Here is a 21,685-nt window from a genome sequence, read left to right as displayed (position 1 = left end):
AATTACGCCCCCGCACTTGGACGCTTTACACCAGAAACAACAACTTTACCTGTTGCCACATCTGCACCAAAATCAGTTAAACGTCCTACAATGACGTTCCCAATAGTTTCTGTTTTAATTAAATCTTGCTGAGATAACCAACTCATATGTGTTTTAACTTGGTCGCGACTAATAGCGTGACCATAGTGATCTAACGCGCTATAGATAATGCTAGAATTACTGCTGTAACTTGGCATTTCATACAAGATACGCAAAATGACCAATCGTTGATCTTCTTTTAAAAATTCGGCGTAACTCATACTCCCTCACTTGTTCTTTAATAAAAATTGGTTAATGTTATTTAATTGTTGAGATAAACCTGTTAACCGATCAGATACACCAGCTAACGTAGCTTCATTACGACTCAGTTTTTCAATAAGCTGTGTAACTTGATGCTGAGTAGGCACGTGCTTAATTTGATTTTCAAGCGAGACAATACGTGTACGTAGCTCCAATAACTCTTTTGAGCTGGCCGCTTGCCTACTCATTAACCATGAATAAATTGCTATTGCAGCAGTAACTAGCCATTGAACTAAACCAAAATTGAAATTAAGATCAGTAAAATTCATACATGTTTCCTTTTTTCTTCCAATGCTGCACATTCAATACATAAATCAGTAACAATTGACTGTCGACGTTCTTCAGCTATAGGTTCTTCACAGATTCGACAATACAGGCTCGATACTCCTGTCTTTGCTTGATGTTTTGCTAGTATTCGTTCTCGTGCTTCCATTTCAACAATTGATGCTAAATCAGCGTTATCCATTGTTTGCCTCGTTGATATATTTTATTAGTTCAATAAATCGACCTGAGCACTGCCCATATTGGTCATAAAGCTGTTTTAAGGCTTCAGCTAAACCATCCGCCGTATTATTTCGTCGTTTTACGGGTAATTCGCATGGTACCGTCAGTTGTGCTGGTAAAACCATGAGTTGTTGCTTGAGCGGCATTTGCACGGGCTGAGTCGATGAACTGCAAGACACTATCATCAAACACGCAATGATTGCGATCATTAGCTGTTTTATTAAGTGCATCCTGTAATGCTTGAGTTGATTGTTCATCATATAATTTCCTTTCTGCTATCTGTTGTGACAATGAATAACTTGCATCATTAGCGGTTTTAGTTAGTTGCTTTGTGCTCTCAATCAATTGACTTAAAGTATCCATTGCTTGTTGTGCTTCTAAAGCAATATATTCTTGTTTAGCCATTGATTTGCCATGACTGATACCTAATCGGTAAAGTGAACCAAAACCAACAATCAAAATTATTCCCAACAACAAATAACTTTTATTGCTCACAAAAAAGCTTTTGATTAATTTGTATATATCTTTAATCATCACAAACTCCTAAACCCCAATTTTCAGCTATGTAAACAGGTTGCCAACGATAGATAATCCGAATTGGATAATCACGGTTTTCTTTAAAATTAATGCTTTTACGTCCACCATTAATATTTTCAACTACACCCCAGTAATGTGTTGCATCTTGGTATTCTCGTTTTGCTCGCTGACGATCACGATTTACCCAGCCAAGTCCACCGTTATAGGCAGACAAAGTAAATCCCCATCTATCACATTCACTCGCCGTTGCATTAATACGCTGATATAACCAATAATCATATTGAACTAAGGCACGCAGTGCCCAAGATGGGTTGTATGGTTCATTACTACCCAATGATTTATAAGCCCCTGCAATCCAATCAGCCGTAGTTGGCATAAACTGTGCCAAACCTTGAGCACCCACATGTGATTTTGCGTTTACTTTCCATCGAGATTCCTGATGAATTTGAGCAGCAAACAATGAAACAGGTGCATCAAGACCAAAGATTGCACGTGCATTACGTGTCAGTTCCCGTTGATATGGCTTTGCATCATTTGGTACACCTGCTATAGCAGGTGCTAAATGACAACTAAACAGCATAAACACAACGATTAAAGTTAAATAACGCATGGCTATAATCCAAGTGTTACGCCAAGAATCACAGCGGAAACAATCAACGCCCGACGAATCAGAACAACCGCAAACAGGGTTCGATACTCATCCAGAACAGGGTATTCCGCGCACATTTTGGAATCTATTGCATCGGGTTGTTCATTGTTTTCTAAAGATTCAATATATTGCTGGGTATAAAAATCAGGACCAAATTCTTTCCAGTCGTTATATAAATAACCTCCTGGAGATGCATAAGGGAAAAGCGCACGGTCTAGGTGGTAACCGACAACAGCAGAAAGTAAAACAAGAGACAGTTTGTAAGCTACAACTGGCAACTGTTGAGGTGATAGTAGCGTAATAATTGCAAATAAAGTAATGGCGACTAAATACCATTTAAACAAACGAATCTGGGATAATTTTTTGATAGGGTGTTCCATAAAAAACCTCATATCTAATTAGATTAATGTATGAGGTTATTATGATCTTACTTACTAGAAATGTAATTTGAACGGGGGCAGATTAGTTTTACTCCTTTAAGCTTTTTTTAAAGTCTTCTTTGCAAGCTTCTAAAAACATTTTTTTTATATTAATCTGTTCTGTTAATATTTCATCTCTGAATGAAATCAACTCTTGCTTTCTTGATTCAGAAATATCCATCTTCAATTGTTTTTTAATTTCTGTAAGCACCAATTTTTGTGATCGTTCTAATCGCACCTCATCCAAGCTTTTCACAAAAATAAAACGGCAAATGAAAACCACAATATAGTATGAAATAAATACAGAAATTGCTGGGAAAATTGCCTTATATTCTTCAATCCATTTACCCAACGAACATAGTTGATTTAAAAGCGGAGTGAATATTGATACAAAAAAAGCTTGAATTGCCAGATATATTTTTTTATTTAACACAGTTATTTCCTTGTGCTAATTTTTGTTTTTTTCTTATGATAAGCATCCGTTCAAGTAATTCTTTATCTTTAATGTAAACTTTTTTTCTTTGTTTATTACCATTTTCATCTATTACTGTCACCGCAATATAATTTAATGGTCTAAAAAAAGACCATACATATAGAATAATACCCCGTATAACAAGGCTTAAAATAATAGTGATAAATAAACAAACTAAAATATTAATAAAAGTCATAATTCAATTGACCTAGAGTATTTTTTTCTCTTTAGCTGCTCTATGTCGAAGAACTCGTTGTATAGAGTAGCTTACATTAGTAATAACATTATTTTCTTTTGTTGTCTTGGTTCTTAATACTACTACAAATAAATCATCTTTTGAAAAACTAGCCTCATTTTTATTTATTAATTCAACAAAAGATTCATCATTCATTAAAGCCGATACTTGTTTGTTATCAGGTAAAATAATACTCCATCCATTTTTAGAATAAAAATTAACTTTCGAAAAATATATATTTACCTCTTCATCATCAACATCTTCCACTTTCATAATTGGTAATGTTTTTTTATAACTTATAGCTTTCTGCTGATTAATTTCCAAAATATTAGAGGAACCACTATTGATCTTGAAAGTAGCCTCTCTATTTTTTTGCATTAATGGCTGATAAACTAATCGATCAATCTCTTTTCTAACAATATGATCTGTTATCAGCTTTGCTACATCTTCAGGACATTCTACAACATCATTTTCGACAAAAAGCTTAGTATTCCCTGATTGCTTATCAAATTCAGCATGAGCTATCATTTTTCCCTTCAATGCCTCAAGCACAGTCCAAACTGTTACAGATGAACCAACTACGATGCCTAATGCTTTTAGAGTATTGATAGATAAGCCCGTTGCTTCTAAAAGAATTTCAAAAGAACCTTCTTTATGAGCTTTTACAGAAATTTCTGCGATTTGTTTTTTTTCATTCAATATATCATTAGAATGTTCTAATAAATTGACGAGAGATGTAAGTGTATTACCCAGTGTTCTAGCATCAATTTGATTATCCGAGTATGCGTCACCACCATAAACAATTGAAAATTCTGTTTGTTTTGTCATTATTTTATTCCTTACATAAAAAATATTTCTTATTCATCACAATTTTTCTGTTTTTCAACTTCTTTTAGTTATTGCCTACAATTATTTTTGGGCTTGATGCATATCACTATATTTATTTAAATATTCAATCTTATAAAAACCAACATTCAAACCTTCAGTAATATCGCCATTTTTATATTGTTTATCTTTATCATAAAAAAAAGCGAAAACTCTATCCTTATATCCTGTATAAGCACCAAAACTATTTTTTGAATTGACAGAATACAGAATCACATCCGCTTCATCCCCATTTATTTTTACTTTTAATGGTTTTTCAAATTTATATTTAGCACTATCAAAATCTTTCAAATTTACTTCTAAATAATTAAGAATCTGCTTTTCATAATCACTATGGCTATCGCATCCAACCAGAATAAGCAACATAATTAATATTAATAATGAGTATGATTTTTTCATTGTTTTTTCACTATTCACCCCATAACTCTCTTCTTTGAATTTCTAATTCCAATTCATAAATTATTTTATTATTTTCTACTAATATCGGATGTAAATATTTTGTTCTATCATATAATGATTTAGTAAAGAAAAAGAATAAAAAAGCTGATAGTAAAACAATTATAAAAAAAGAATTTTTGGAAAAAAGAGGTTCATAATTTGAAGTGTTTTTTAAAGCTAGCTCATGAAGACTAAATAGAGATATAGATATGATTGCCAAATATATTAACAAAATTGCAAAACACGGAAGGTTAAAATAACGCTTTTTGTTAATTATTTTATTTTGATTTTTTACAAAATTAACTGTCTGTAAAATTTGTGTTTGAGAAATATCACTAATATCTACATTGTTATTTTTAAGATTAACGTAAACATTAATAATATTTTCACCAGCGACTTGTTCAACTCTGCCATTAAATTTTTGCTCCATTTACGTCTTCCTTTTTGCTCCCATATTGTTATAAATATTACCAGCTGAAATTTGTCCGCTCACTGAACCATTGATTATTTGTTTTGTTTTACTTGTTTGTTGTGAAGTTCCCGCTGTCAATGCACCCAAAGTAGCAGCTTTGACCGCAAGTGGGGCTGTTCTAAACAATACCAAAAGTTCTTGTTCATCAGATGTTAAATCGGGTGCATTCCCGTAACCAGTTAACAGCCAGTTAGGATCAACATTGAATTTAACCATCAGATTAAAAATAACATGAGCGTCAATAGTTCTATCCCCAGATTCATATCGAGCAACGCTTTGTCTATCTATACCAAGCTCTTTTGCAAACGCTGTTTGAGATAGATTGCCTCTTGTTTTTCTTAATCTTTCACCAACTAATGAAATGTTTAATTTATCTAATTGCATCCAAAAACACCTTGACAATGTATCCAATTGGTAACAGAATGTGACTATATTTTATAAATTAGTTATTAATAACTTATACAAAAGGAGATAAAAATGTCTAAAGTTCTCACTTCCCAACAAGTTAAACAACAATTTCAACAACGGGGTAAAACAATCAAATCATGGGCGATTGAAAATGGTTATCACCCTGTTGTTGTTTATAACGTTCTTAATGGTTTAAGCCGTGCTCATCGAGGTAAAACTCACGATATAGCAGTAAAACTTGGCTTAAAACAAGCTAGTTAATATTGATTGTAACAGTTTTTCATATGCAGAAAAAGGTCTAAAAACATGAACAGATCACAAATTTCATCATCTGGCGCTCGAACACTTAAAGTACTGAAAGCACTTAAAGGTTACACGTTAACTGGATTATCAAATGGCGATATTGCCAAGATGATTGGTGAATCACCAGTTAATGTTACTCGGTCATTGCAAACACTGATTGAGGAAGGTTTAGTCATCAAGTTAGATAATGGTTTATTTGCTCATAGTGTTCAAATGTTACAGATAGCACAAGCTCACGCAGTTCATATCACTCAAATGCAAGACCAAATAACAGAAATCAATCAACGCATCACCGCAGGTGCTAGATAAGGACAAATCCAAATGGCAAGAACAGCAAACAAAGCACAAGAACCAGTTCAACTACCTGTAATCAATGAGCAAGGGATTAATGACGCAATGAATACTATGACTACGATTCAAAGTGAATATAGCGAGGATCGTGACCTAGTTAACCAGCTTTTAGGTCAGGCTCAAATGGCTGATGCTTTTGCTAAATTTTCCCTAACAGTTAGGACTTCTAAATTAAATTTTGTTAAAGAAAACAAACTCTATCGTAATTTGAAAGGTAAAAAAAGTCCTAACGGTTATGACTTTTTAACAGGAACTTGGGAAGAATTTTGTAATTTATTAGGTATATCTGTACAGAAGGCTGATTTAGATATTCAAAATTTAAAAGAATTCGGAGAAGAGGCTCTTGAAAGTATGTCTCAAATGGGCATTGGCTACCGTGAATTACGACAATATCGCAAACTGCCCGAAGACCAAAAAACGGCATTAATTGAAGTTGCTAAAGCAGGTGATAAAGAAGCCTTAGTTGAGTTAGCAGAAGAGTTTATTGCTAAAAATACTAAAGAAAAAGAGCAACTCAAAAAAGAAAATAGTAATTTGCAAGCTGACTACAAAGCATTAAGTAAACGTAATGCTGATGTAGCTAAAGAAAAGGAAGAATTAGCAATCAAATTGGCTCAATTTGAAATGAAAACCGTGCCACTTGATGAGCGTTTAGAGCCGTTTAAAAAACAGATAGCAGAAACACAATCACGTATAGATGAATTACTGGAACAGCAACGACAATATTTAAAAATTGTAGATAATCTACAAAAAGAGATTATTGAAAATGATGATTCTTATGATCCAGAACACCATTATCAACTACCTGAGGCATTAGTTATAACGCTAACAGTATTGTATCAGTCATTAAAATTAACATCATCACAGAGTAAACGTATATATAACGATTTTTGGAATAATTTTAGTGATGATATTGAAATAAATCCCAATGAAATTGAGACGAATTATTAATATAAGGTCAAAAAGATGATAACGCCGAATATTCGTGAATATCTAAATAATGTTGCTATAAAATTGGATAATGTTGGTCACGGTCAACGTGGACCAATATTGGATGAAGCACAAGTATTTTTGGGGGTTTCAAGACAAACAATCTACAGACAATTAAAAACAGTTTGCGGGTGGTCAAGTGAGCGTAAAGCCAGAAAAGACAAGGGCAAAATGTCTGTTTCAACTGATTCATTGTTAGCATTGGCAACAATGAGTCGTGAATCAGTGCGGGATAATGGCAAACAAACCATGTTTACAACTACAGCGCGGGGAATATTAGAGCAAAACGGGCATGAGATTAATGTGAGTAATGCAACGCTAAATCGTTTAATGCGACAAAGAAAGTTAAATGCGAAAGCACAACAAGTTGCTAACCCTGTGCAATCATTGCGTGCATTACACCCAAACCACGTCCACGAAATCGATCCGTCACTATGTTTGATTTATTACATGAAAAATAAACAACATATTATGCGGGACCGGGATTTTTATAAAAACAAGTTAGAAAATTATGCAAAAGTTAAATATAAGGTTTGGCGTTACACTTTATACGACAAGGCATCAGGAATGATTATACCGTGGTATGTTGAAGCTGCTGGCGAAAACCAACATTCATTATTCCAATTTTTGATGTTTGCGTGGGGTAAGCAAGATGGACGTTTATTTCATGGTGTACCACAGCTGCTTTACTGGGATAAAGGTTCATCAAATACTTCATCAGCTATCAAAAACTTATTGGACCATTTGGAAGTGAAATACCTTGAGCACGAGGCAGGTAATGCGCGAGCCAAAGGTGGTGTGGAAAATGCCAATAATATCATCGAAACACAGTTCGAAAGTCGTTTAAAATTTCAACCTGTTAGCAGTATTGATGAATTAAATCATGCAGCAATGAACTGGGCTGAAGCCTATAACGCCAACAGACTGCCTGGACAAGATACACGTTTACGTCGTATTGGACTGGGTGAACCTGTATCACGTCAATCGCTTTGGCTGCATATTACAGCAGAACAATTACGAATATTGCCGTCAGTAGAAATTTGCCAAGCATTAATGGCAAGTCGAGAACAAGAGCGCCAAGTTAAAGCGGATTTAACAATTAGTTTCAAGCATCCTCAAGCTGACAGTTCACTGATTTATAGTTTAAAAAGCTTAGATGGTATTACTGTTAAAGATAAAGTCAGTGTGCGTTCATTAGTTTACGGTGATTGTGCTATTCAAATTGAAGTCCCCCGTTATGACGGTGAAGCACTGATTTACCGTGTTGAGCCAGATCGCAATTTTGATAAGTTTGGACAACGTTTAGATGCGCCTGTAATTGGCGAGGAATATAAATCTAAAGGTGATACCGAAATTGAACAAGCAGCAAAAGTGATGGATCAAGTGGCATACCCTGACATGACCGAAGATGAAATCAAAAAAGCGAAGCAAAAACAAGTTGCACCGTTCGATGGCAAGCTCAATACACTTAGTTATCTAGATGATATAAATCATCCAGCTTATTTTATACAAAAAGGGAGTGAAATTGAGACACCGGAACATTTAAAGCCAGCAGCAGCAACAACATTAACACTAACAGCGGCTTTAATGCGTATTACGAGTTCAATTGGTCGTAGATTAACAATAGATGAGAATAAGTGGCTATCTGCACGTTATCGAAATGGTGTGTCTGAAGAGTCGTTGGATTCACTAATTCGTACGTTTACAACGCCCGTTACTGCCATCGCAGACGGTACAACAGGTTTTAGGAGTGTTAAATAATGTTGAAATTAAAAAGCGTTATGAAGCAATTCAATATTAAGCAGGCCCAGCTAGCTAAATGTATTGAATATAAGGGTAATTGCATCAGTCAGGCAGTCATTAATTTAATTATTAATCGTGATGTTTGGCCGCGTTCAATTAAACGAGAGGAGTTAGAGCAAAAGATTGAAAAAGCCTTAATAAAACTGGGTTTAAGCAATGATTATTTACTAAATATTTTTGAAGAAGAAACTGACACAGCCGAAATCTTGGCGGACAACGCTGTGTCAGTTGACTCAAATGAACATTTAACAAAGGAGTCAGCCTATATGTTACTACGAAAACAAACTATAAATCGAGATGCGCGTGCACATTTTCGCATTCCTCGTGATCCGTTCACTGACGAAATGACCGAAGACGCTGATGTTTATCTATCTGATGATATCCGTTACGTTCGTGCAGCAATGCGTCAAACAGCCAAGCATGGTGGAATGCTGTCAGTGATAGGTGAATCGGGAAGCGGTAAATCGACATTGCGACATGATTTAATTGATTGGATCAATATTAATCATGAACCAATAACTGTTATCGAGCCGTATGTACTAGGTTTAGAAGATAATGAAGTCAAAGGTAAATCACTAAAAAGTATGGATATAAGTAGCGCAATCATTAGTGCTATCAATCCCCAAGCTAAACCAAAACGTAGTGCAGAAGCCCGTGCAAGGCAAATGCACGAATTACTGAAAAATAGTGCGCTATCAGGTCGTAAACACCTATTAATTATCGAAGAAGCGCATGGACTACCAATCCCAACGTTAAAGCACTTAAAACGATTTTATGAACTGCAAGAAGGATTTAAAAAATTACTGTCAATTATCTTAATTGGGCAAACTGAGCTACAAACCAAACTCTCAGAGTATAACCCTGAGGTTCGAGAAGTTGTGCAACGTTGTGAAGTAGTGAATTTAAAACCACTTGATTTTAAAGTTGAAGAATATATCAAGCATAAATTCGCTCGAATTGATATGGATTATACAACATTATTTGATTCATCAGCATTTAACGAAATCATCAATCGGTTACGTGTTGCAACAACACGTCGAGGTGAAAAACAAGTGCGTTCATTATGTTATCCACTAGCTGTTAACAATTTGGTATCAAACGGATTAAATCTAGCGGCACGTATAGGTGCCCCGAGAGTTACAGGTGAAGTGATTGTTGAATGTATCAAAGATCGGGGAGATATCTAATGAAAAATAACCACGTAATCAATAATGGAATAAATGCTGTTAATAAAGCAATCAATGCATTATCAAATGAAGAGTTGACAGTTATTGGCTTTTATCATGACTCACTTTCAAGACCTACGGTTGAAATTGAACACCACCCAAAATGCAATAAATATATAGCCACAGGGCAAGCAACATATTATCGACATGAAGGTTATTATCGGTTTGGTCAATTTGAATTAGCTGGTTGTCGTATTGTATGGAAAGAACGCGATATTAGTCGCTTGCACTAATCTAAGAGGAGCTATAGAAATGATAAAAACTAAAAAACGTATTAAAGCTAGCGCATCAATCTATGTTGTGCAATCAAAAGAACAAGCGTCAGAAGCCATTAAATATTTGGGTGATATTTTACGTGAATTAGTTCGTTTAGAAACAGAAATGAATAACAAAATTGCGGATATCACAGTTAGTTATTCATCTAATATTGAAGTATTAAAAAAGAAGTCAACAGAAATACAAAAAGGTATTCAAATTTGGTGCGAAGCAAACAGGGATGAATTAACCAATAATGGCAAAGTCAAATCTGCCAATCTAACAACTGGCGAAGTTCAATGGCGTAATCGCCCTCCGTCATGTGTTATTCGTGGAATAGAAACAGTTATTGAATCGCTCAAAAGTTTAGGATTAAATCGTTTTATTCGGACAAAAGAAGAGATCAACAAAGACGCCATTTTGAATGAACCGAACGTTGTTGCTCATGTTCCCGGCATCACTATCAAAAAAGATATTGAAGATTTTGCGATAGTGCCATTTGAACAGGAGGTTGTGTAAATATGCAAACACAAGATTGTTTAATTGTGTATCTGTTTTTACTCAATAACGTAGCTAATTTTATTCAGTACTGCAAATTACGCGGTTTATCTGAATTTGAAGCAGATCGCATCATTGACGAGCTAGAGGAATTAACAAATGACTAATAATATCAATTTTGACCCAAATTATATAGCAAATCTGCGTGCGGCAGAGCAAAAAATTAAACTCGTATTTGGTATTTGGCAATACAGATACGAGACTATTGTTGATGTAAAGATCAATCGTTATGGGATCCCTGCCATAGATTGGGCTATTGAAGTTTTGTACGAACAACTATTTGGAGATCAAGAACCTGCTATTTTAATTATGAAAGATATTGAAGGCAATGAGCTAGAAATGTGGGATGAAGATGAATATGACTGGTTAAAATCTATGTTGATTAGTGCAGAAATACTTTCATTTGAAGGAGACAAGTCTATATGGAAATAAATAAGTTTTCTAATCCAAAACGTTATATGCCTGATTACCAAGTATCAATTAGTCATATCCGTGCATATATGCATGAAGTCAATGGACAAGGCTATATTGATGGAAAGCTTTATGATGAACTCTATGACAAATATAGAAAATTAACGCTAATTGGAATATTGAAAAAGCACATTATTCGATTGTTAGAAAAGCATATTTGTAAGTTCATCATTAATAGGGGTTAAATAGATGAAATCTAAATACATCAAGCTGATTCATATTGCAAAATCTCAACTTAATCTTGATGACGATACATATCGTCATCTATTACTGAATGTAACTAAAAAAACTAGTACCAAGGATATGACCGTTTGGGAACTGGAAAAAATCCTAAACAACATGAAATTAAAAGGTTTTAAAGTTAAATCATCAAAAAAAACGGGGAAGATAACTGCTACAGAACCAGTTCATAAAAAAATACGCTCATTATGGCTGGAACTAGCTGATGCAGGTGAAGTAAAAAACCGCTCCGAAAGAGCTATCAATTCATATGTAAAACGTATTACTGGTGTTGAAGTGATGGATTTGCTTACTCAAAAACAAGCAGTGGTAGTAATTGAAAGCTTAAAAAGTTGGCAAGCACGTATATAAAGGAAGAAGCATGAAATTAAAACGTTGCCCAATTTGTCATAACGAAATTAATTTAGAAGCATTAATCGAGGATGATTCTGGTAGAGAACTCCTTATGTTGGTAAGCAATTTAAGCTATGGTTGTGCTAAACCGATGATTGCATATATTGGTTTGTTTCGTACTCAAAAATCAAATTTGAGTAATTCTAGAGCAGTAAACTTAATTAATGAGGTTCTAAAATTATATCAACCAAGCAGGCATCTAGCTCACGCACTGTGGGAAACAGTTAATAATATTCACGCTAAGCGTGCACTGGGTGAATATAAACCATTTAAAAATCATAATTATCTAAAGTCAGTTTATGATTCTACTAAGCATTTGTTTGCATACGTTGAACATAAAGAAGAGGATAAACAGGTACGTAGCAGTAATGAAGAGTATTTTGAACAAATGTATAGAGCTGGCGTTGACTTTAGTAAATTAGAAAAAAATATACCAGGCGCACTAGATTGGTATAAGAAGAAAACAGGAGCGTAAATTATGACTAAGTCTGCAATGTCAATTAAACGTCATGAATTACTAACACATGTATCATTATCTGTAGCTAACGATGCGATGGATTACGGTTTACCTGAAGATATTGCAGCACAGTTAGGTGATAATATTGCAAATACAATTTCAGAACTTTTTGGAGGTCAAAACTTCACGTTTCCGCGTGATTATATATTCAAACTTAACCAACGTGATCTACAAATCTATGATGCATTTAAAGGTAACAACTATGCAGAACTAAGCCAAAAATATAATATGACTGAACGTGGTATCAGGAAAGTAATTGACCGAGTTCATAAACGAATGATAAAAGAAAAACAACCAACCTTATTTAATTTTAACGATGCTTAATCAATTTTTAGAGCAAAATTTTTTAGGCAGTTTTTTATTTCATATTTAGTAACATTTTTTCAAAAAACAATTTCATTATTTCCCTGTTTATTTTGTTATATCCCATTTATCTCATCATTCTGTTATTATTTATCATGTTCGATTTCAGGTGATAAGCAATAAAATGCTTTTTTATTATGATTTAAAATTAATAAAATTTGATTTTCTTTCATAAAAGACATCGGATTTTTTTTAAAATCCGAAATACCTATTATGTTTTGTTCAATTATCATTTTTACTCCTTCATATTGTGTGTTTTTTTGATTTAAATTTAGACCTAAATATAAACCCAAAAAAAGTAAAAATCAACAAATATAAAACGTTGATCAATTGTTAATTAACTGTTGATCAACAACTGATTTATATACAAATATAAATTAGATTTTAGTCTATAAGATAATTTTAAAACGTTTAAAATTTAACTCATTATTTATTGGTATAGAAGGGGATGTGGATGCTTATGTATGAGAGAACAATAACAATTACATTAATTCTGGATGAAGAAACTAATAAGGCATTAATTCAAGCTACTAAAAATTCAAGAAGATCTAAAAGAACCGAAGCAACAATTAGGTTAAAAGATCACTTAAAAAAATATCCCTTCTCAAATGATAACTTTAGCCAAATTCAGAATGAAGGATAATCAAAATGAGCATTACAAAAGAATTGTTAATAACGTTAGCAATGCAATGTTCACCTAATATTCCTGTTGATGAAATACTTTTGCTTTCTGAAATAACATCAAATCATACACAATTTTTAGTGACGACGATTGGTGAAAGTATTGACTATAAAAATGAACAAGAAGCAAAAAAGAAATTGAAATATTTTTTAGAAGAAAAGAAACCAGTCCAAATAGGAGCATTACAAGTAAATTCTTTATTGTTTGAAAAATATGATGTCGATCCGATGGATGGTTTCAATGTATGTAATGCTCTAAAAATCACCGAAAAAATTCTTAATGAATGCACGGTCGAAGAAATGGAAAAGGATCATTTCACTGATGATGAACGACTACGAGGGGAGCTTAATTGCTTTATATCAGCAAATGATGTAGGCAACTTAGAAAATGATGATAATCATCAAGCTATGCAAAAAAGATTAAAAAAAAGTTTAGAAAATTATTCAAAAGGAGGTAATCAAGAAAAAATTATCGAGGCAAAAAAAGAAAAAGATATACAACAACAATCTAAAAAACGCTCAGTTGTGAGTGATGTAGAAACCCCCCTCAAAAACAAAGAGGTTTGGGATGTTTTTGGGGATTTTTAAAAATTATAAAAGGTTTTTTATGAACAGATTAAAATTTAATAAATTTCAATTGGTTATTTTTACTTTATTAATGTCATTCATTAACGTTGCTTCAGCAGCGGGAGGATTACAAGCTGGTACTTCTGCGTTAACAGAATTTAAAACTTGGTTATTCAGTATAGCTGGGATCGGTGCATTAGTTTATCTAATTTACAATATTACGATGGCATTTATGGAACGTAAACAATGGAATGAAGTTGGAATGGCTTTTCTTTATTGTAGTGTAGCTGGAGGTGCATTAGTTGGCGGGAACTGGATGTTAACACTTTTCCAATAGAAAAAGGGTTTTAATGACCCTTTACAAAGGTATTGTAATGGAAACAGATAAAAAAGTAGATGAGTATATTACTTATAACGGTTTTAATCGACCTGCTTTAGTGATGGGGGTTCCGCTCCTTTTATTATTAGGGATAGGTATGTTTGGAATGTTCGGTTTTTTTCTTTGTTTTGTTTTGTTCGGTTTTCTTAAAGCAATAATATTTCCTTTTATATCTGGAATGATTTTTTTTATTGTTAGGGCTATGTGTGAAACTGAACCAAATGCAATGAGAATTACAAAGTTGAGATTGAATGGTTTTTTACTGAAAGTACTACAACGTAACAACGTTATTAGTTTTCATTGTGGAGATATGTTTATAAGGCGTAAGTATGAAAAGCAAAAATTCAAATTCGAAAATTAGTAAAGAATCAAATCAACAATCGTCATCGATAGACAAATATATCCCAGACTACGGTTATCACTTGAGCGATAATATTATATCAATTGGTAGTAATAAATTATTGTGTACATTAGTTATTGATGGTATGCCATTTGAATCGGTTTCAGATAATCAAATTGAGTTAGCATTTTTAAACTTCAAAGATTATCTTACTGTATTAGGTAAAGAATATGGTGGTTCATTGGGAGTGTGGACACATCTAATTAAGAAAAAGGTAAAGTTAGATACAAAATACAATTTTGAAAATAATCTTTTTGCTCAGAAATTTGTTAATAAATATTGCAATCTATTCGATAACAATAATTTTTTTAAAACAGAATATTATGTCAGTTTCGTATTAAAAACGTCGGATATTATTGAAGGCATGGAGTTTTTGAACACAATAATAGAGCAATCCAAAGCCGTTTTAAAAACATTTAGTGTTACTGTTTTAGGAAGAAATGGTTTCAAATCAGAGATTGCGGAGTTTTTAGCATATTTACTAAATAATCAGTCACTTGATATTCCGCTTTCTGATACACCTATTCGACAACAAATACCCGAAAGTGAATGGTATTTTGGGTATGATTTATTGGAAATTAGAAATAAATCAACAACAAAAGTAAAGTATGCAACAAATTATATTCTGAAAGGTTTCTCTTTTAGAACAGTAATGGGCCAATGGGATTTTCTTTTAACGTTGCCTTATGAGTTTGTACTCACACAATCTTTTATTTTTGCATCAACAACTAAAGTCCAGAAACAAATAGATCAACAAATAAATCAATTAGAATCATCCGGAGAAATGAGCGAAGCTATAGATGAACTTCTAATTGGTAAAGCTACTCTAGCTGAAGGCAAGGCAATGTTCGGTAGTTATCAAAGTTCTTTGACTGTTTTGGGTGAAACAGCTAAAGAAGCATTGGACGGAGGGACAAAAGTATCCAGTGAATTTTTGACTAGCGGGGGGGGCTTCAGTTTGATGAAAGCAACTATTGAGGGTTATCAAGCTTTTCTTAGTTGTTTACCCGATTCAAATTTGCGTCCCCTTGATTCTAGAAGAACTACAACTAATTTAGCATGTTTGTTTTCGATGCATAATTATTCATTCGGTAAAGAAAAAGGTAATCCGATTGGTGATGGAACGGCTATCATGCCTCTTAAAACTATTGCTGATGGATTGTATTTTTTTAATACCCATTATAGTCATCCTCATAAAAATGTTACAGGAAAAGCTATTGCTGGTCATTTTCTATTACTTGGTGCTACAGGTGCGGGCAAAACAACATTAGAAGGTGCAATAGCAACTTTTTTACAGCGATTTCATCCTATGATGTTCGGTATTGATTATAACCGTTCTCTTGAAATGACCTTCAGAGGTTTTGGTGGGGCTTATTTTTCTATAAAAGAAGGTGAATTTACTGGTTTTAATCCATTCCAGCTTGAAGAAGTTGCTAGTGATAGCTTGAAATCATTCTTATACCGTTGGGTTGAGTCTTGTGCTAGGGATGTAGATGCTAGAGTGACAGATGAAGACGCTGAAATAATTAGACGTTCTGTTAATGCTGTTTTAGAAATGCCTTTATTTATGCGTCGATTCGGTTTACTACTTTCGTCAATTAATAAAGGTTCAAGTCTTCGTTTACGTTTAAGTAAATATTGTGAAAGCGAAGGTGGAAAATTGGCTTGGGCGGTAGATAGTCCGACTAATACATTTAATCCTATTCATTATACAAAAGTAGGTTTTGATACTACTGTCGTACTTGAGAAAGACTCATCGGGTAATGACCATCCGGCATGTGAGCCTCTATTAGCAGTTTTGCTATATTATAAGCAGGTAATGCAACAACATAATGCGGGTAGGTTGATGCTAACGTTAATTGAAGAGTTTTGGAAACCTGCGAACTATCCGACCACACAAGAATTAATTAAAAGCACGTTAAAAGCTGGTCGTATTAAAAATGAGTTTATAGGACTTGTTTCACAATCTCCTGCGGATGCTATTAAATGTAACATTTTTGAAGCTATTGTTGAGCAAACACCGACAAAAATATTCTTACCAAATCCTGATGCTGAATATAAAAATTCATATGAGAAAGTCGGCCTAACCGTTAAAGAGTTTGATCGATTACGACGTTTAGATCTTGCTAGTCGTACATTTCTTATTAAGCAATCTAATTCATCATGTTTTGCAAAAATGGATCTAGAAGGTTTTGACGAATATTTACCAATCATATCCGGTACACATAAAGGAATTGAAATTTGTGAAAGAATTAGAAAAGAGGTTGGAGATGATCCAAAAATTTGGATGCCTATTTTTATAGAAGAAATATTACGAAAGGAGTAATAATATGAAAAAATTGTTTTTATTTATGTGGTTAGTCATTAGTTTTAATTCCTATTCAACTGGTATCCCAACCGTTGATGCAGCTGCAATAGCTCAAACGGTACAAAATGCATTACAGCAGGCTCAACAAGCGTTGGAGCAATTAAACGCTTTAAAAGAACAAATTGAAGAAGCAAAAAATATTAATGAAAAATTGAAAAAAGAATCAGAAGAGCAACTTCGTCGATTTGAGGGAAATTGGGGGCTTGGTAATGTGTTTGTTGATCCTACTATTTCGAGTTATTTAAACATTGATGATTGGAAAACTGAGATGAATGATTCTCAAAATTTGTCATCATTGCGTGAAAAATTTGGGGTAACTTCTGAATCAGAATCATTTCAAAAAAACATTGATTCTTTGCTGGTTTCTTATGATCTCATGCAACAGTCATATGAAGCCAGTACAAAGCGAGCTGAAAACATCGTTGAATTAGCAAAATTGTTAAATGAAGCAAAAACACCGCAGGAAAAGGAAGATTTAAATAATCGTTTGGCTTTTGAGATAGCACAAAATCAAATTGATAAAACTCGAATTGATACGATGGCTATACTTTTAGAACAACAGGACAGACTTAAAAAAAATAAAATGGCTGTCGAGTTTGAAAAGTTTTATCGAGGTAAATAAGAATGGCTTTGGGCGACAGCGTTTTAACCAGTCTTTATAATAATGTGTCTAATCTCGTCAATTCCCAAATAGCGTCTAATGTCACATCAATAAGCACTGCTATCTTGCCACTAATTCTTGCGGCAATCATGGCGTATTGTGTTTATGTTGCATGGCAAATTGTTACTGCTCAGAATGACATGTTTATAACGGACATATTGAAAAATATGGTGATGATTGTTCTGGTTGGCGCTGTTTGTTATTCGGCCGGATATTATCAAAAATATGTTATACCCTTTGTTTTGGAGGCGGGTGACAATCTAAGCTCCGCACTTTTCGGTAGTAATAGTGTAAGTACAACCATGTTAGATGAATTTATGGCATCGATCAATAAATCTCTTGAAAAGCTGCAAGAAAAAATGAAATTTGGATGGTCTGATAATTGGGGGTTAGCTATGCAAGCCGTTTTTTATTGGCTTTTACTTTGGTTAACATCTGCCGTTTTTGCGTTATATGCAACGGCATATTTGCTTGTTGCAAAACTAATGGTTGCTATTTTGATGTCTGTTGGTCCGATATTTATTTGTCTATCAATATTTCCAGCCACTAGAGGGATGTTTACATCATGGTGTAGTCAATGTGCTAACTATATTTTATTAACACTTGGATATTGTATTGTTTTGAAATTATTTATTTCATTTATCAATGAGACATTTGACACAGAAACATTAAAATTTGAGGGAGTATATCAAATCGTTATTGTGATGTTTATAGGCATTTATATTCTCGGACAAGTGGGAACATTGATTTCAAGTTTAACTGGTGGTGTGGGTATAAATAGTTTAAATGGCAATATGAATAGTATGTTAGGCCGTATGGGAGGCTTAGGTGCTAAGGCCGGTAAAAAATTGGCTAATAGTATAAGTGGTCTAATGAAAGGTAAAGGTAAAGGGGGATAAGTGGTTAATATGTTGAAAGTTCTATTATCGAGTTTTGTTTTTGTCAGTGTAATTAGTTGTTCTGCTCCTGTGCCAAAACAACCAAAGGGTAAGTGGGAAATGGTTAATCCTGCTATTCAAAAGCAAGGACAATTAAACACTGAGCAAGGAGTAAATAAGTGACAAAAGAATATTACGATGAAAATATAGAAAAAACACAAATGGCGTCAAAAGCATTGACGTCAGAACAGAAAAAAGAAGCTGATTTATATTATAAATCCATCCAGAATTTTATTGTGAATGAAAATGAACGTAATTCCAAATTCTTAAAAATGGGGTGGAAACTGACGATAGTGCTTGGTATTTGTTGTGTTTTGCAAAGTATTGCACTTACAGTCTTAACCCCTTTAAAAACTGCTGTTCCATATGTTATGCGAGTAGATTCAACAAGTGGTTATATTGATATTGCCAAACCTTTAGCTGACGATAAAGTCACATATGATGAGGTTTTGTCTAAATACTTTTTAAAAGAATTCGTCATTAATCGAGAGTCATATGATTGGGATACCATTCAAAATATGTTTGATATAACAAAGTTACTAAGTAATAACAATGTATTTTCTGAATATGAGTTTAATATTCAAAGTGCGTTATCTCCTTTAAAAGTCTTGAGAAAGGATAAAAAAATTGTTGTAACCGTTCGTGGGATTACATTCATTAATAATTTAGCACAAGTTCGGTTTGTAAAATTGGTTAAAAATAAAGATGGTACGCCAGCAGCTGGTTATAAGCCAACAACTTGGATAGCAACAATAGATTTTGATTATAAAAAAGAAATTAAAACTGAAGCGGAACGACTTGAAAATCCGTTAGGTTTTGAGGTTATTAGTTATCGGGTGGATGTAGAAAATGTCGAAGTTAAATAAATATCTTATTTGTCCTCTTATTTTTTGTATTTCAGTCTCTGTATTTGCTGAGATTAATCCGCAACGTACTCGTTATGATAAAAGAGTACAAGTTGTTAAATATAATAGAGATGATGTAACAAAAATCAGTGTTAAAGAAGGTGTTTCAACCCTTATTCAATTAGATAAATCAGAAGTTTTAACAACAAATAATGCCGGAATGGGGTTGGGAGATCCGCTTGCATGGAATGTTTCTGTTAGAGCTAATAATATTTTTATTAGACCGATTGCTAAACAACCTGATACTAATGTAACACTCGTTACTAATAAGCGAACGTATATTTTGAGTCTAAAAACAGCGTCTAGCGCAGATAACGCAAGCTGGCTTGTTAGATTTTCATATCCAGAAAATGAAGTAAACGAAGAACGAACTACACCATGTTCAACTAGTTTTATGAATTGGAATTACTATAAAAAAGGGGATAAAGAATTATCACCTTTAGCTATATGGGATGATGGACGTTTTACTTGTATGCGCTTTTCATCTTCAAAAGATTTACCGATTGTTTACAGAGTAATGGAAGATGGAAAAGAGGCTATTACTAATACACATCTAGAACGTGATGTGATGGTCATACATGAAATTAGTAATAACTTTATGCTTAGGCTTGGAGACAGAGTAATGGCCATAAAAACTAATAGTAGTATTCCACAGTCATACAATGACGATGGTACGACAACTGGAGAGAAGAGGGCTGTAATTAATGACTTCTAATGATCAAATTAATGATAATGAGGATTATATTCCCCCATTAACAGGCAAAGAGGTAAAAGATAGAGGAAAAATAAATGTAACAGGGCGTTCAAAAAATAAAAAAGTGATGATGTTAGTCGTATTACTATCAATCTTTTTTATAGTACTACTTATATTAAGTTCTATTTTATTTCGTACTAGTGAAGACTCATCATATGAAACTAAAAAAGATGAAGCGCTTAATGTTGGGGGGGACTATAACAATAAATCTAGTATTAATTCGACGATGGCTGAGATACTCAGACAAGAAGAACAGAGAAAACAGGAAGAGGCTGATAGAAAAAGAAAGCTAGAAGAGGCTGAACTCAAAAGAAAAGCTGAAGAAGAAGCACAGCGTCAAAAACTTTTAAAAGAAGCAGAGCTGTTAGCTGAGAAGAATAGCAATTCAGATTCACCCAATGGCAGTACCGGATCAGGTAATTCTAATGATAAACAACAGACCCCAGCTGATAGAAAGTTGTTGGGTGAGACACTGGTCGTTATCTCATCAGGTAATGAATCTAAAGAGAGTTCAAGTAGTGATTCCAGTTTGAATGATACATTGAGGGGTGAAGAATTCGAAAATGGGAGTATATCCCAGCTTGAAGATCTGAAGTTTTTGTTATCTAGAGGTACTTTATTGCCATGTGTGTTAAAAACAAAAATTGTGACTGATTATCCAAGCGTGCCTATATGTATTCTAACTAAAGATATTTATTCAAGTAATGGTGATGTTTTATTATTGCGAGCAGGAACCACGTTTATGGGTGAACAGAAAAAAGTTATAAAACAAGGAAAAGCTAGAGTATTTGTTAACTGGACTACAGCACAGGACGGAAAAATCCGTATTAAAATTGATAGTCTGGGAACAGATACGCTTGGTGCAAGTGGTGCACCTGCTTGGGTTGACACTCACTTTTGGGAGCGTTTTGGTGGAGCTATTATGTTGTCTTTTGTAGATGATGCTTTTAAAACTGTATCTAATAATTTATCGAAAAGTGATAACCGAATCAGTTATGATTCGACAACCGACTCCATGAATAACATGGCATCAATTGCTCTTGAAAATACTATTAATATACCGCCTACAGCATATATAAATCAAGGGACGATGCTTTATATTTTAGTGCCTCGTGATGTCGATTTTAGAGATATATATAGGACAGTAAGAAAATAGGAGATAGCAATGATCAATAAAATAACCATAGTTGAAAAGCTGAGTAAA

37 protein-coding genes are annotated in these 21,685 nt (G+C 33.7%); 24 read left to right on the top strand and 13 right to left on the bottom strand.

What is annotated here, in order from left to right; translation table 11 throughout:
• Positions 1-2 precede the first annotated feature (2 nt).
• From J3U18_RS06970 to J3U18_RS06915, 12 genes are all read right to left on the bottom strand, one after another.
• Positions 3-299 carry a hypothetical protein gene (locus J3U18_RS06970; protein WP_065564392.1) on the bottom strand — a complete coding sequence of 99 codons (297 nt, stop codon included), beginning with the start codon at positions 297-299 and terminating at the stop codon, positions 3-5.
• Between the two features lie 6 nt (positions 300-305).
• A complete protein-coding gene (locus J3U18_RS06965; protein WP_267344272.1) occupies positions 306-608 on the bottom strand; it encodes a DUF2730 family protein in 303 nt (100 codons plus the stop codon).
• The gene (locus J3U18_RS06960; RefSeq protein WP_267353347.1) at positions 605-805 is read right to left on the bottom strand and encodes a TraR/DksA C4-type zinc finger protein; all 201 of its coding nucleotides are present in this window, start codon (positions 803-805) and stop codon (positions 605-607) included. Before J3U18_RS06960 ends, J3U18_RS06965 begins: the two co-directional genes overlap by 4 nt.
• A gap of 104 nt (positions 806-909) precedes the next feature.
• On the bottom strand, positions 910-1,377 hold the full coding sequence (locus J3U18_RS06955; RefSeq protein WP_267353346.1) for a hypothetical protein: 468 nt from the start codon (positions 1,375-1,377) through the stop codon (positions 910-912).
• Positions 1,370-1,990 (bottom strand): transglycosylase SLT domain-containing protein, encoded by a 621-nt coding sequence (locus tag J3U18_RS06950; protein WP_267353345.1) that lies wholly within the window; start codon positions 1,988-1,990, stop codon positions 1,370-1,372. The genes J3U18_RS06955 and J3U18_RS06950 overlap by 8 nt, the downstream gene beginning before the upstream one ends.
• Before the next feature lie 2 nt (positions 1,991-1,992).
• Positions 1,993-2,409 carry a putative holin gene (locus tag J3U18_RS06945; protein ID WP_267353344.1) on the bottom strand — a complete coding sequence of 139 codons (417 nt, stop codon included), beginning with the start codon at positions 2,407-2,409 and terminating at the stop codon, positions 1,993-1,995.
• An 88-nt stretch (positions 2,410-2,497) separates the two neighbouring features.
• Positions 2,498-2,881, bottom strand: a complete 384-nt coding sequence (locus J3U18_RS06940; protein ID WP_267353343.1) for a hypothetical protein — start codon at positions 2,879-2,881, stop codon at positions 2,498-2,500.
• Positions 2,871-3,116 (bottom strand): hypothetical protein, encoded by a 246-nt coding sequence (locus tag J3U18_RS06935; RefSeq protein WP_267353342.1) that lies wholly within the window; start codon positions 3,114-3,116, stop codon positions 2,871-2,873. Before J3U18_RS06935 ends, J3U18_RS06940 begins: the two co-directional genes overlap by 11 nt.
• 12 nt (positions 3,117-3,128) lie before the next feature.
• Positions 3,129-3,983, bottom strand: coding sequence for a hypothetical protein (locus J3U18_RS06930; protein ID WP_267353341.1), 855 nt, complete (start codon positions 3,981-3,983; stop codon positions 3,129-3,131).
• 81 nt (positions 3,984-4,064) lie between these two features.
• Positions 4,065-4,439 carry a hypothetical protein gene (locus J3U18_RS06925; protein WP_267353340.1) on the bottom strand — a complete coding sequence of 125 codons (375 nt, stop codon included), beginning with the start codon at positions 4,437-4,439 and terminating at the stop codon, positions 4,065-4,067.
• Positions 4,440-4,449: 10 nt separating this feature from the next.
• Positions 4,450-4,908, bottom strand: coding sequence for a hypothetical protein (locus J3U18_RS06920; protein WP_267353339.1), 459 nt, complete (start codon positions 4,906-4,908; stop codon positions 4,450-4,452).
• Positions 4,909-5,334 (bottom strand): helix-turn-helix domain-containing protein, encoded by a 426-nt coding sequence (locus J3U18_RS06915; protein WP_267353338.1) that lies wholly within the window; start codon positions 5,332-5,334, stop codon positions 4,909-4,911.
• Between the two features lie 93 nt (positions 5,335-5,427).
• Here J3U18_RS06915 and J3U18_RS06910 point away from each other — a divergent pair, with 93 nt between their 5' ends.
• Genes J3U18_RS06910 through J3U18_RS06850 form a run of 13 tightly spaced genes read left to right on the top strand, consistent with a single transcriptional unit; the run spans position 5,428 to position 12,789 of the window.
• Positions 5,428-5,619 carry a DNA-binding protein gene (locus tag J3U18_RS06910; RefSeq protein WP_267353337.1) on the top strand — a complete coding sequence of 64 codons (192 nt, stop codon included), beginning with the start codon at positions 5,428-5,430 and terminating at the stop codon, positions 5,617-5,619.
• A 45-nt stretch (positions 5,620-5,664) separates the two neighbouring features.
• On the top strand, positions 5,665-5,970 hold the full coding sequence (locus J3U18_RS06905; RefSeq protein ID WP_267353336.1) for a helix-turn-helix domain-containing protein: 306 nt from the start codon (positions 5,665-5,667) through the stop codon (positions 5,968-5,970).
• Positions 5,971-5,982: 12 nt separating this feature from the next.
• The gene (locus J3U18_RS06900; protein ID WP_267353335.1) at positions 5,983-6,963 is read left to right on the top strand and encodes a hypothetical protein; all 981 of its coding nucleotides are present in this window, start codon (positions 5,983-5,985) and stop codon (positions 6,961-6,963) included.
• A 15-nt stretch (positions 6,964-6,978) separates the two neighbouring features.
• Positions 6,979-8,763 (top strand): hypothetical protein, encoded by a 1,785-nt coding sequence (locus tag J3U18_RS06895; protein ID WP_267353334.1) that lies wholly within the window; start codon positions 6,979-6,981, stop codon positions 8,761-8,763.
• Positions 8,763-9,992, top strand: coding sequence for an ExeA family protein (locus tag J3U18_RS06890; RefSeq protein ID WP_267353333.1), 1,230 nt, complete (start codon positions 8,763-8,765; stop codon positions 9,990-9,992). Before J3U18_RS06895 ends, J3U18_RS06890 begins: the two co-directional genes overlap by 1 nt.
• Positions 9,992-10,264, top strand: a complete 273-nt coding sequence (locus J3U18_RS06885; RefSeq protein ID WP_267353332.1) for a hypothetical protein — start codon at positions 9,992-9,994, stop codon at positions 10,262-10,264. The genes J3U18_RS06890 and J3U18_RS06885 overlap by 1 nt, the downstream gene beginning before the upstream one ends.
• 19 nt (positions 10,265-10,283) lie before the next feature.
• Positions 10,284-10,805: a host-nuclease inhibitor Gam family protein gene (locus tag J3U18_RS06880; protein WP_267353331.1), complete on the top strand. Its 522-nt coding sequence runs from the start codon at positions 10,284-10,286 to the stop codon at positions 10,803-10,805.
• A 2-nt stretch (positions 10,806-10,807) separates the two neighbouring features.
• Positions 10,808-10,951: a hypothetical protein gene (locus tag J3U18_RS06875; RefSeq protein ID WP_267353330.1), complete on the top strand. Its 144-nt coding sequence runs from the start codon at positions 10,808-10,810 to the stop codon at positions 10,949-10,951.
• Positions 10,944-11,276 (top strand): DUF5406 family protein, encoded by a 333-nt coding sequence (locus J3U18_RS06870; RefSeq protein ID WP_267353329.1) that lies wholly within the window; start codon positions 10,944-10,946, stop codon positions 11,274-11,276. Before J3U18_RS06875 ends, J3U18_RS06870 begins: the two co-directional genes overlap by 8 nt.
• Positions 11,267-11,500 carry a hypothetical protein gene (locus J3U18_RS06865; protein WP_267353328.1) on the top strand — a complete coding sequence of 78 codons (234 nt, stop codon included), beginning with the start codon at positions 11,267-11,269 and terminating at the stop codon, positions 11,498-11,500. The genes J3U18_RS06870 and J3U18_RS06865 overlap by 10 nt, the downstream gene beginning before the upstream one ends.
• A gap of 4 nt (positions 11,501-11,504) precedes the next feature.
• Complete coding sequence (locus tag J3U18_RS06860; protein ID WP_267353327.1) at positions 11,505-11,906, top strand: gp16 family protein; 402 nt, start codon at positions 11,505-11,507, stop codon at positions 11,904-11,906.
• Positions 11,907-11,916: 10 nt separating this feature from the next.
• Positions 11,917-12,423, top strand: a complete 507-nt coding sequence (locus tag J3U18_RS06855; protein WP_267353326.1) for a hypothetical protein — start codon at positions 11,917-11,919, stop codon at positions 12,421-12,423.
• Between the two features lie 3 nt (positions 12,424-12,426).
• The gene (locus tag J3U18_RS06850; protein WP_267344303.1) at positions 12,427-12,789 is read left to right on the top strand and encodes a Mor transcription activator family protein; all 363 of its coding nucleotides are present in this window, start codon (positions 12,427-12,429) and stop codon (positions 12,787-12,789) included.
• Between the two features lie 125 nt (positions 12,790-12,914).
• On the opposite strand, the gene J3U18_RS06845 is transcribed toward J3U18_RS06850, so the two are convergent.
• A complete protein-coding gene (locus tag J3U18_RS06845; protein WP_267353325.1) occupies positions 12,915-13,061 on the bottom strand; it encodes a hypothetical protein in 147 nt (48 codons plus the stop codon).
• 221 nt (positions 13,062-13,282) lie between these two features.
• Between J3U18_RS06845 and J3U18_RS06840 the strand changes: the two genes are divergently transcribed.
• From J3U18_RS06840 to virB10, 11 genes are all read left to right on the top strand, one after another.
• On the top strand, positions 13,283-13,471 hold the full coding sequence (locus J3U18_RS06840; protein ID WP_218060055.1) for a TraY domain-containing protein: 189 nt from the start codon (positions 13,283-13,285) through the stop codon (positions 13,469-13,471).
• A 5-nt stretch (positions 13,472-13,476) separates the two neighbouring features.
• Positions 13,477-14,097: a hypothetical protein gene (locus J3U18_RS06835; RefSeq protein ID WP_267353324.1), complete on the top strand. Its 621-nt coding sequence runs from the start codon at positions 13,477-13,479 to the stop codon at positions 14,095-14,097.
• Positions 14,098-14,167: 70 nt separating this feature from the next.
• Complete coding sequence (locus tag J3U18_RS06830; protein ID WP_065734910.1) at positions 14,168-14,413, top strand: conjugal transfer protein; 246 nt, start codon at positions 14,168-14,170, stop codon at positions 14,411-14,413.
• 37 nt (positions 14,414-14,450) lie between these two features.
• Complete coding sequence (locus tag J3U18_RS06825; protein ID WP_065734900.1) at positions 14,451-14,816, top strand: VirB3 family type IV secretion system protein; 366 nt, start codon at positions 14,451-14,453, stop codon at positions 14,814-14,816.
• Complete coding sequence (locus J3U18_RS06820; protein ID WP_416380018.1) at positions 14,785-17,181, top strand: conjugal transfer protein; 2,397 nt, start codon at positions 14,785-14,787, stop codon at positions 17,179-17,181. Before J3U18_RS06825 ends, J3U18_RS06820 begins: the two co-directional genes overlap by 32 nt.
• 4 nt (positions 17,182-17,185) lie before the next feature.
• Entirely contained in the window at positions 17,186-17,845 is a 660-nt protein-coding gene (locus J3U18_RS06815) for a type IV secretion system protein (protein WP_267353322.1), read from the top strand.
• A gap of 2 nt (positions 17,846-17,847) precedes the next feature.
• Complete coding sequence (locus J3U18_RS06810) at positions 17,848-18,783, top strand: type IV secretion system protein (protein ID WP_267353321.1); 936 nt, start codon at positions 17,848-17,850, stop codon at positions 18,781-18,783.
• Positions 18,784-18,792: 9 nt separating this feature from the next.
• On the top strand, positions 18,793-18,945 hold the full coding sequence (locus J3U18_RS06805) for a hypothetical protein (RefSeq protein WP_176713965.1): 153 nt from the start codon (positions 18,793-18,795) through the stop codon (positions 18,943-18,945).
• The gene (locus J3U18_RS06800) at positions 18,942-19,688 is read left to right on the top strand and encodes a virB8 family protein (protein WP_267353320.1); all 747 of its coding nucleotides are present in this window, start codon (positions 18,942-18,944) and stop codon (positions 19,686-19,688) included. Before J3U18_RS06805 ends, J3U18_RS06800 begins: the two co-directional genes overlap by 4 nt.
• A complete protein-coding gene (locus J3U18_RS06795; RefSeq protein ID WP_267353319.1) occupies positions 19,672-20,442 on the top strand; it encodes a TrbG/VirB9 family P-type conjugative transfer protein in 771 nt (256 codons plus the stop codon). Before J3U18_RS06800 ends, J3U18_RS06795 begins: the two co-directional genes overlap by 17 nt.
• Positions 20,432-21,637, top strand: a complete 1,206-nt coding sequence (gene virB10, locus J3U18_RS06790) for a type IV secretion system protein VirB10 (protein ID WP_267353318.1) — start codon at positions 20,432-20,434, stop codon at positions 21,635-21,637. Before J3U18_RS06795 ends, virB10 begins: the two co-directional genes overlap by 11 nt.
• Positions 21,638-21,685: the final 48 nt, after the last annotated feature.

This window comes from Gilliamella sp. B3482 (genome assembly GCF_026536805.1).
Lineage (GTDB): Bacteria > Pseudomonadota > Gammaproteobacteria > Enterobacterales > Orbaceae > Gilliamella > Gilliamella apicola_E.
The sequence above is the reverse complement of the archived record's forward strand: the minus strand, read 5'-3'. Positions and strand labels throughout refer to the sequence as shown.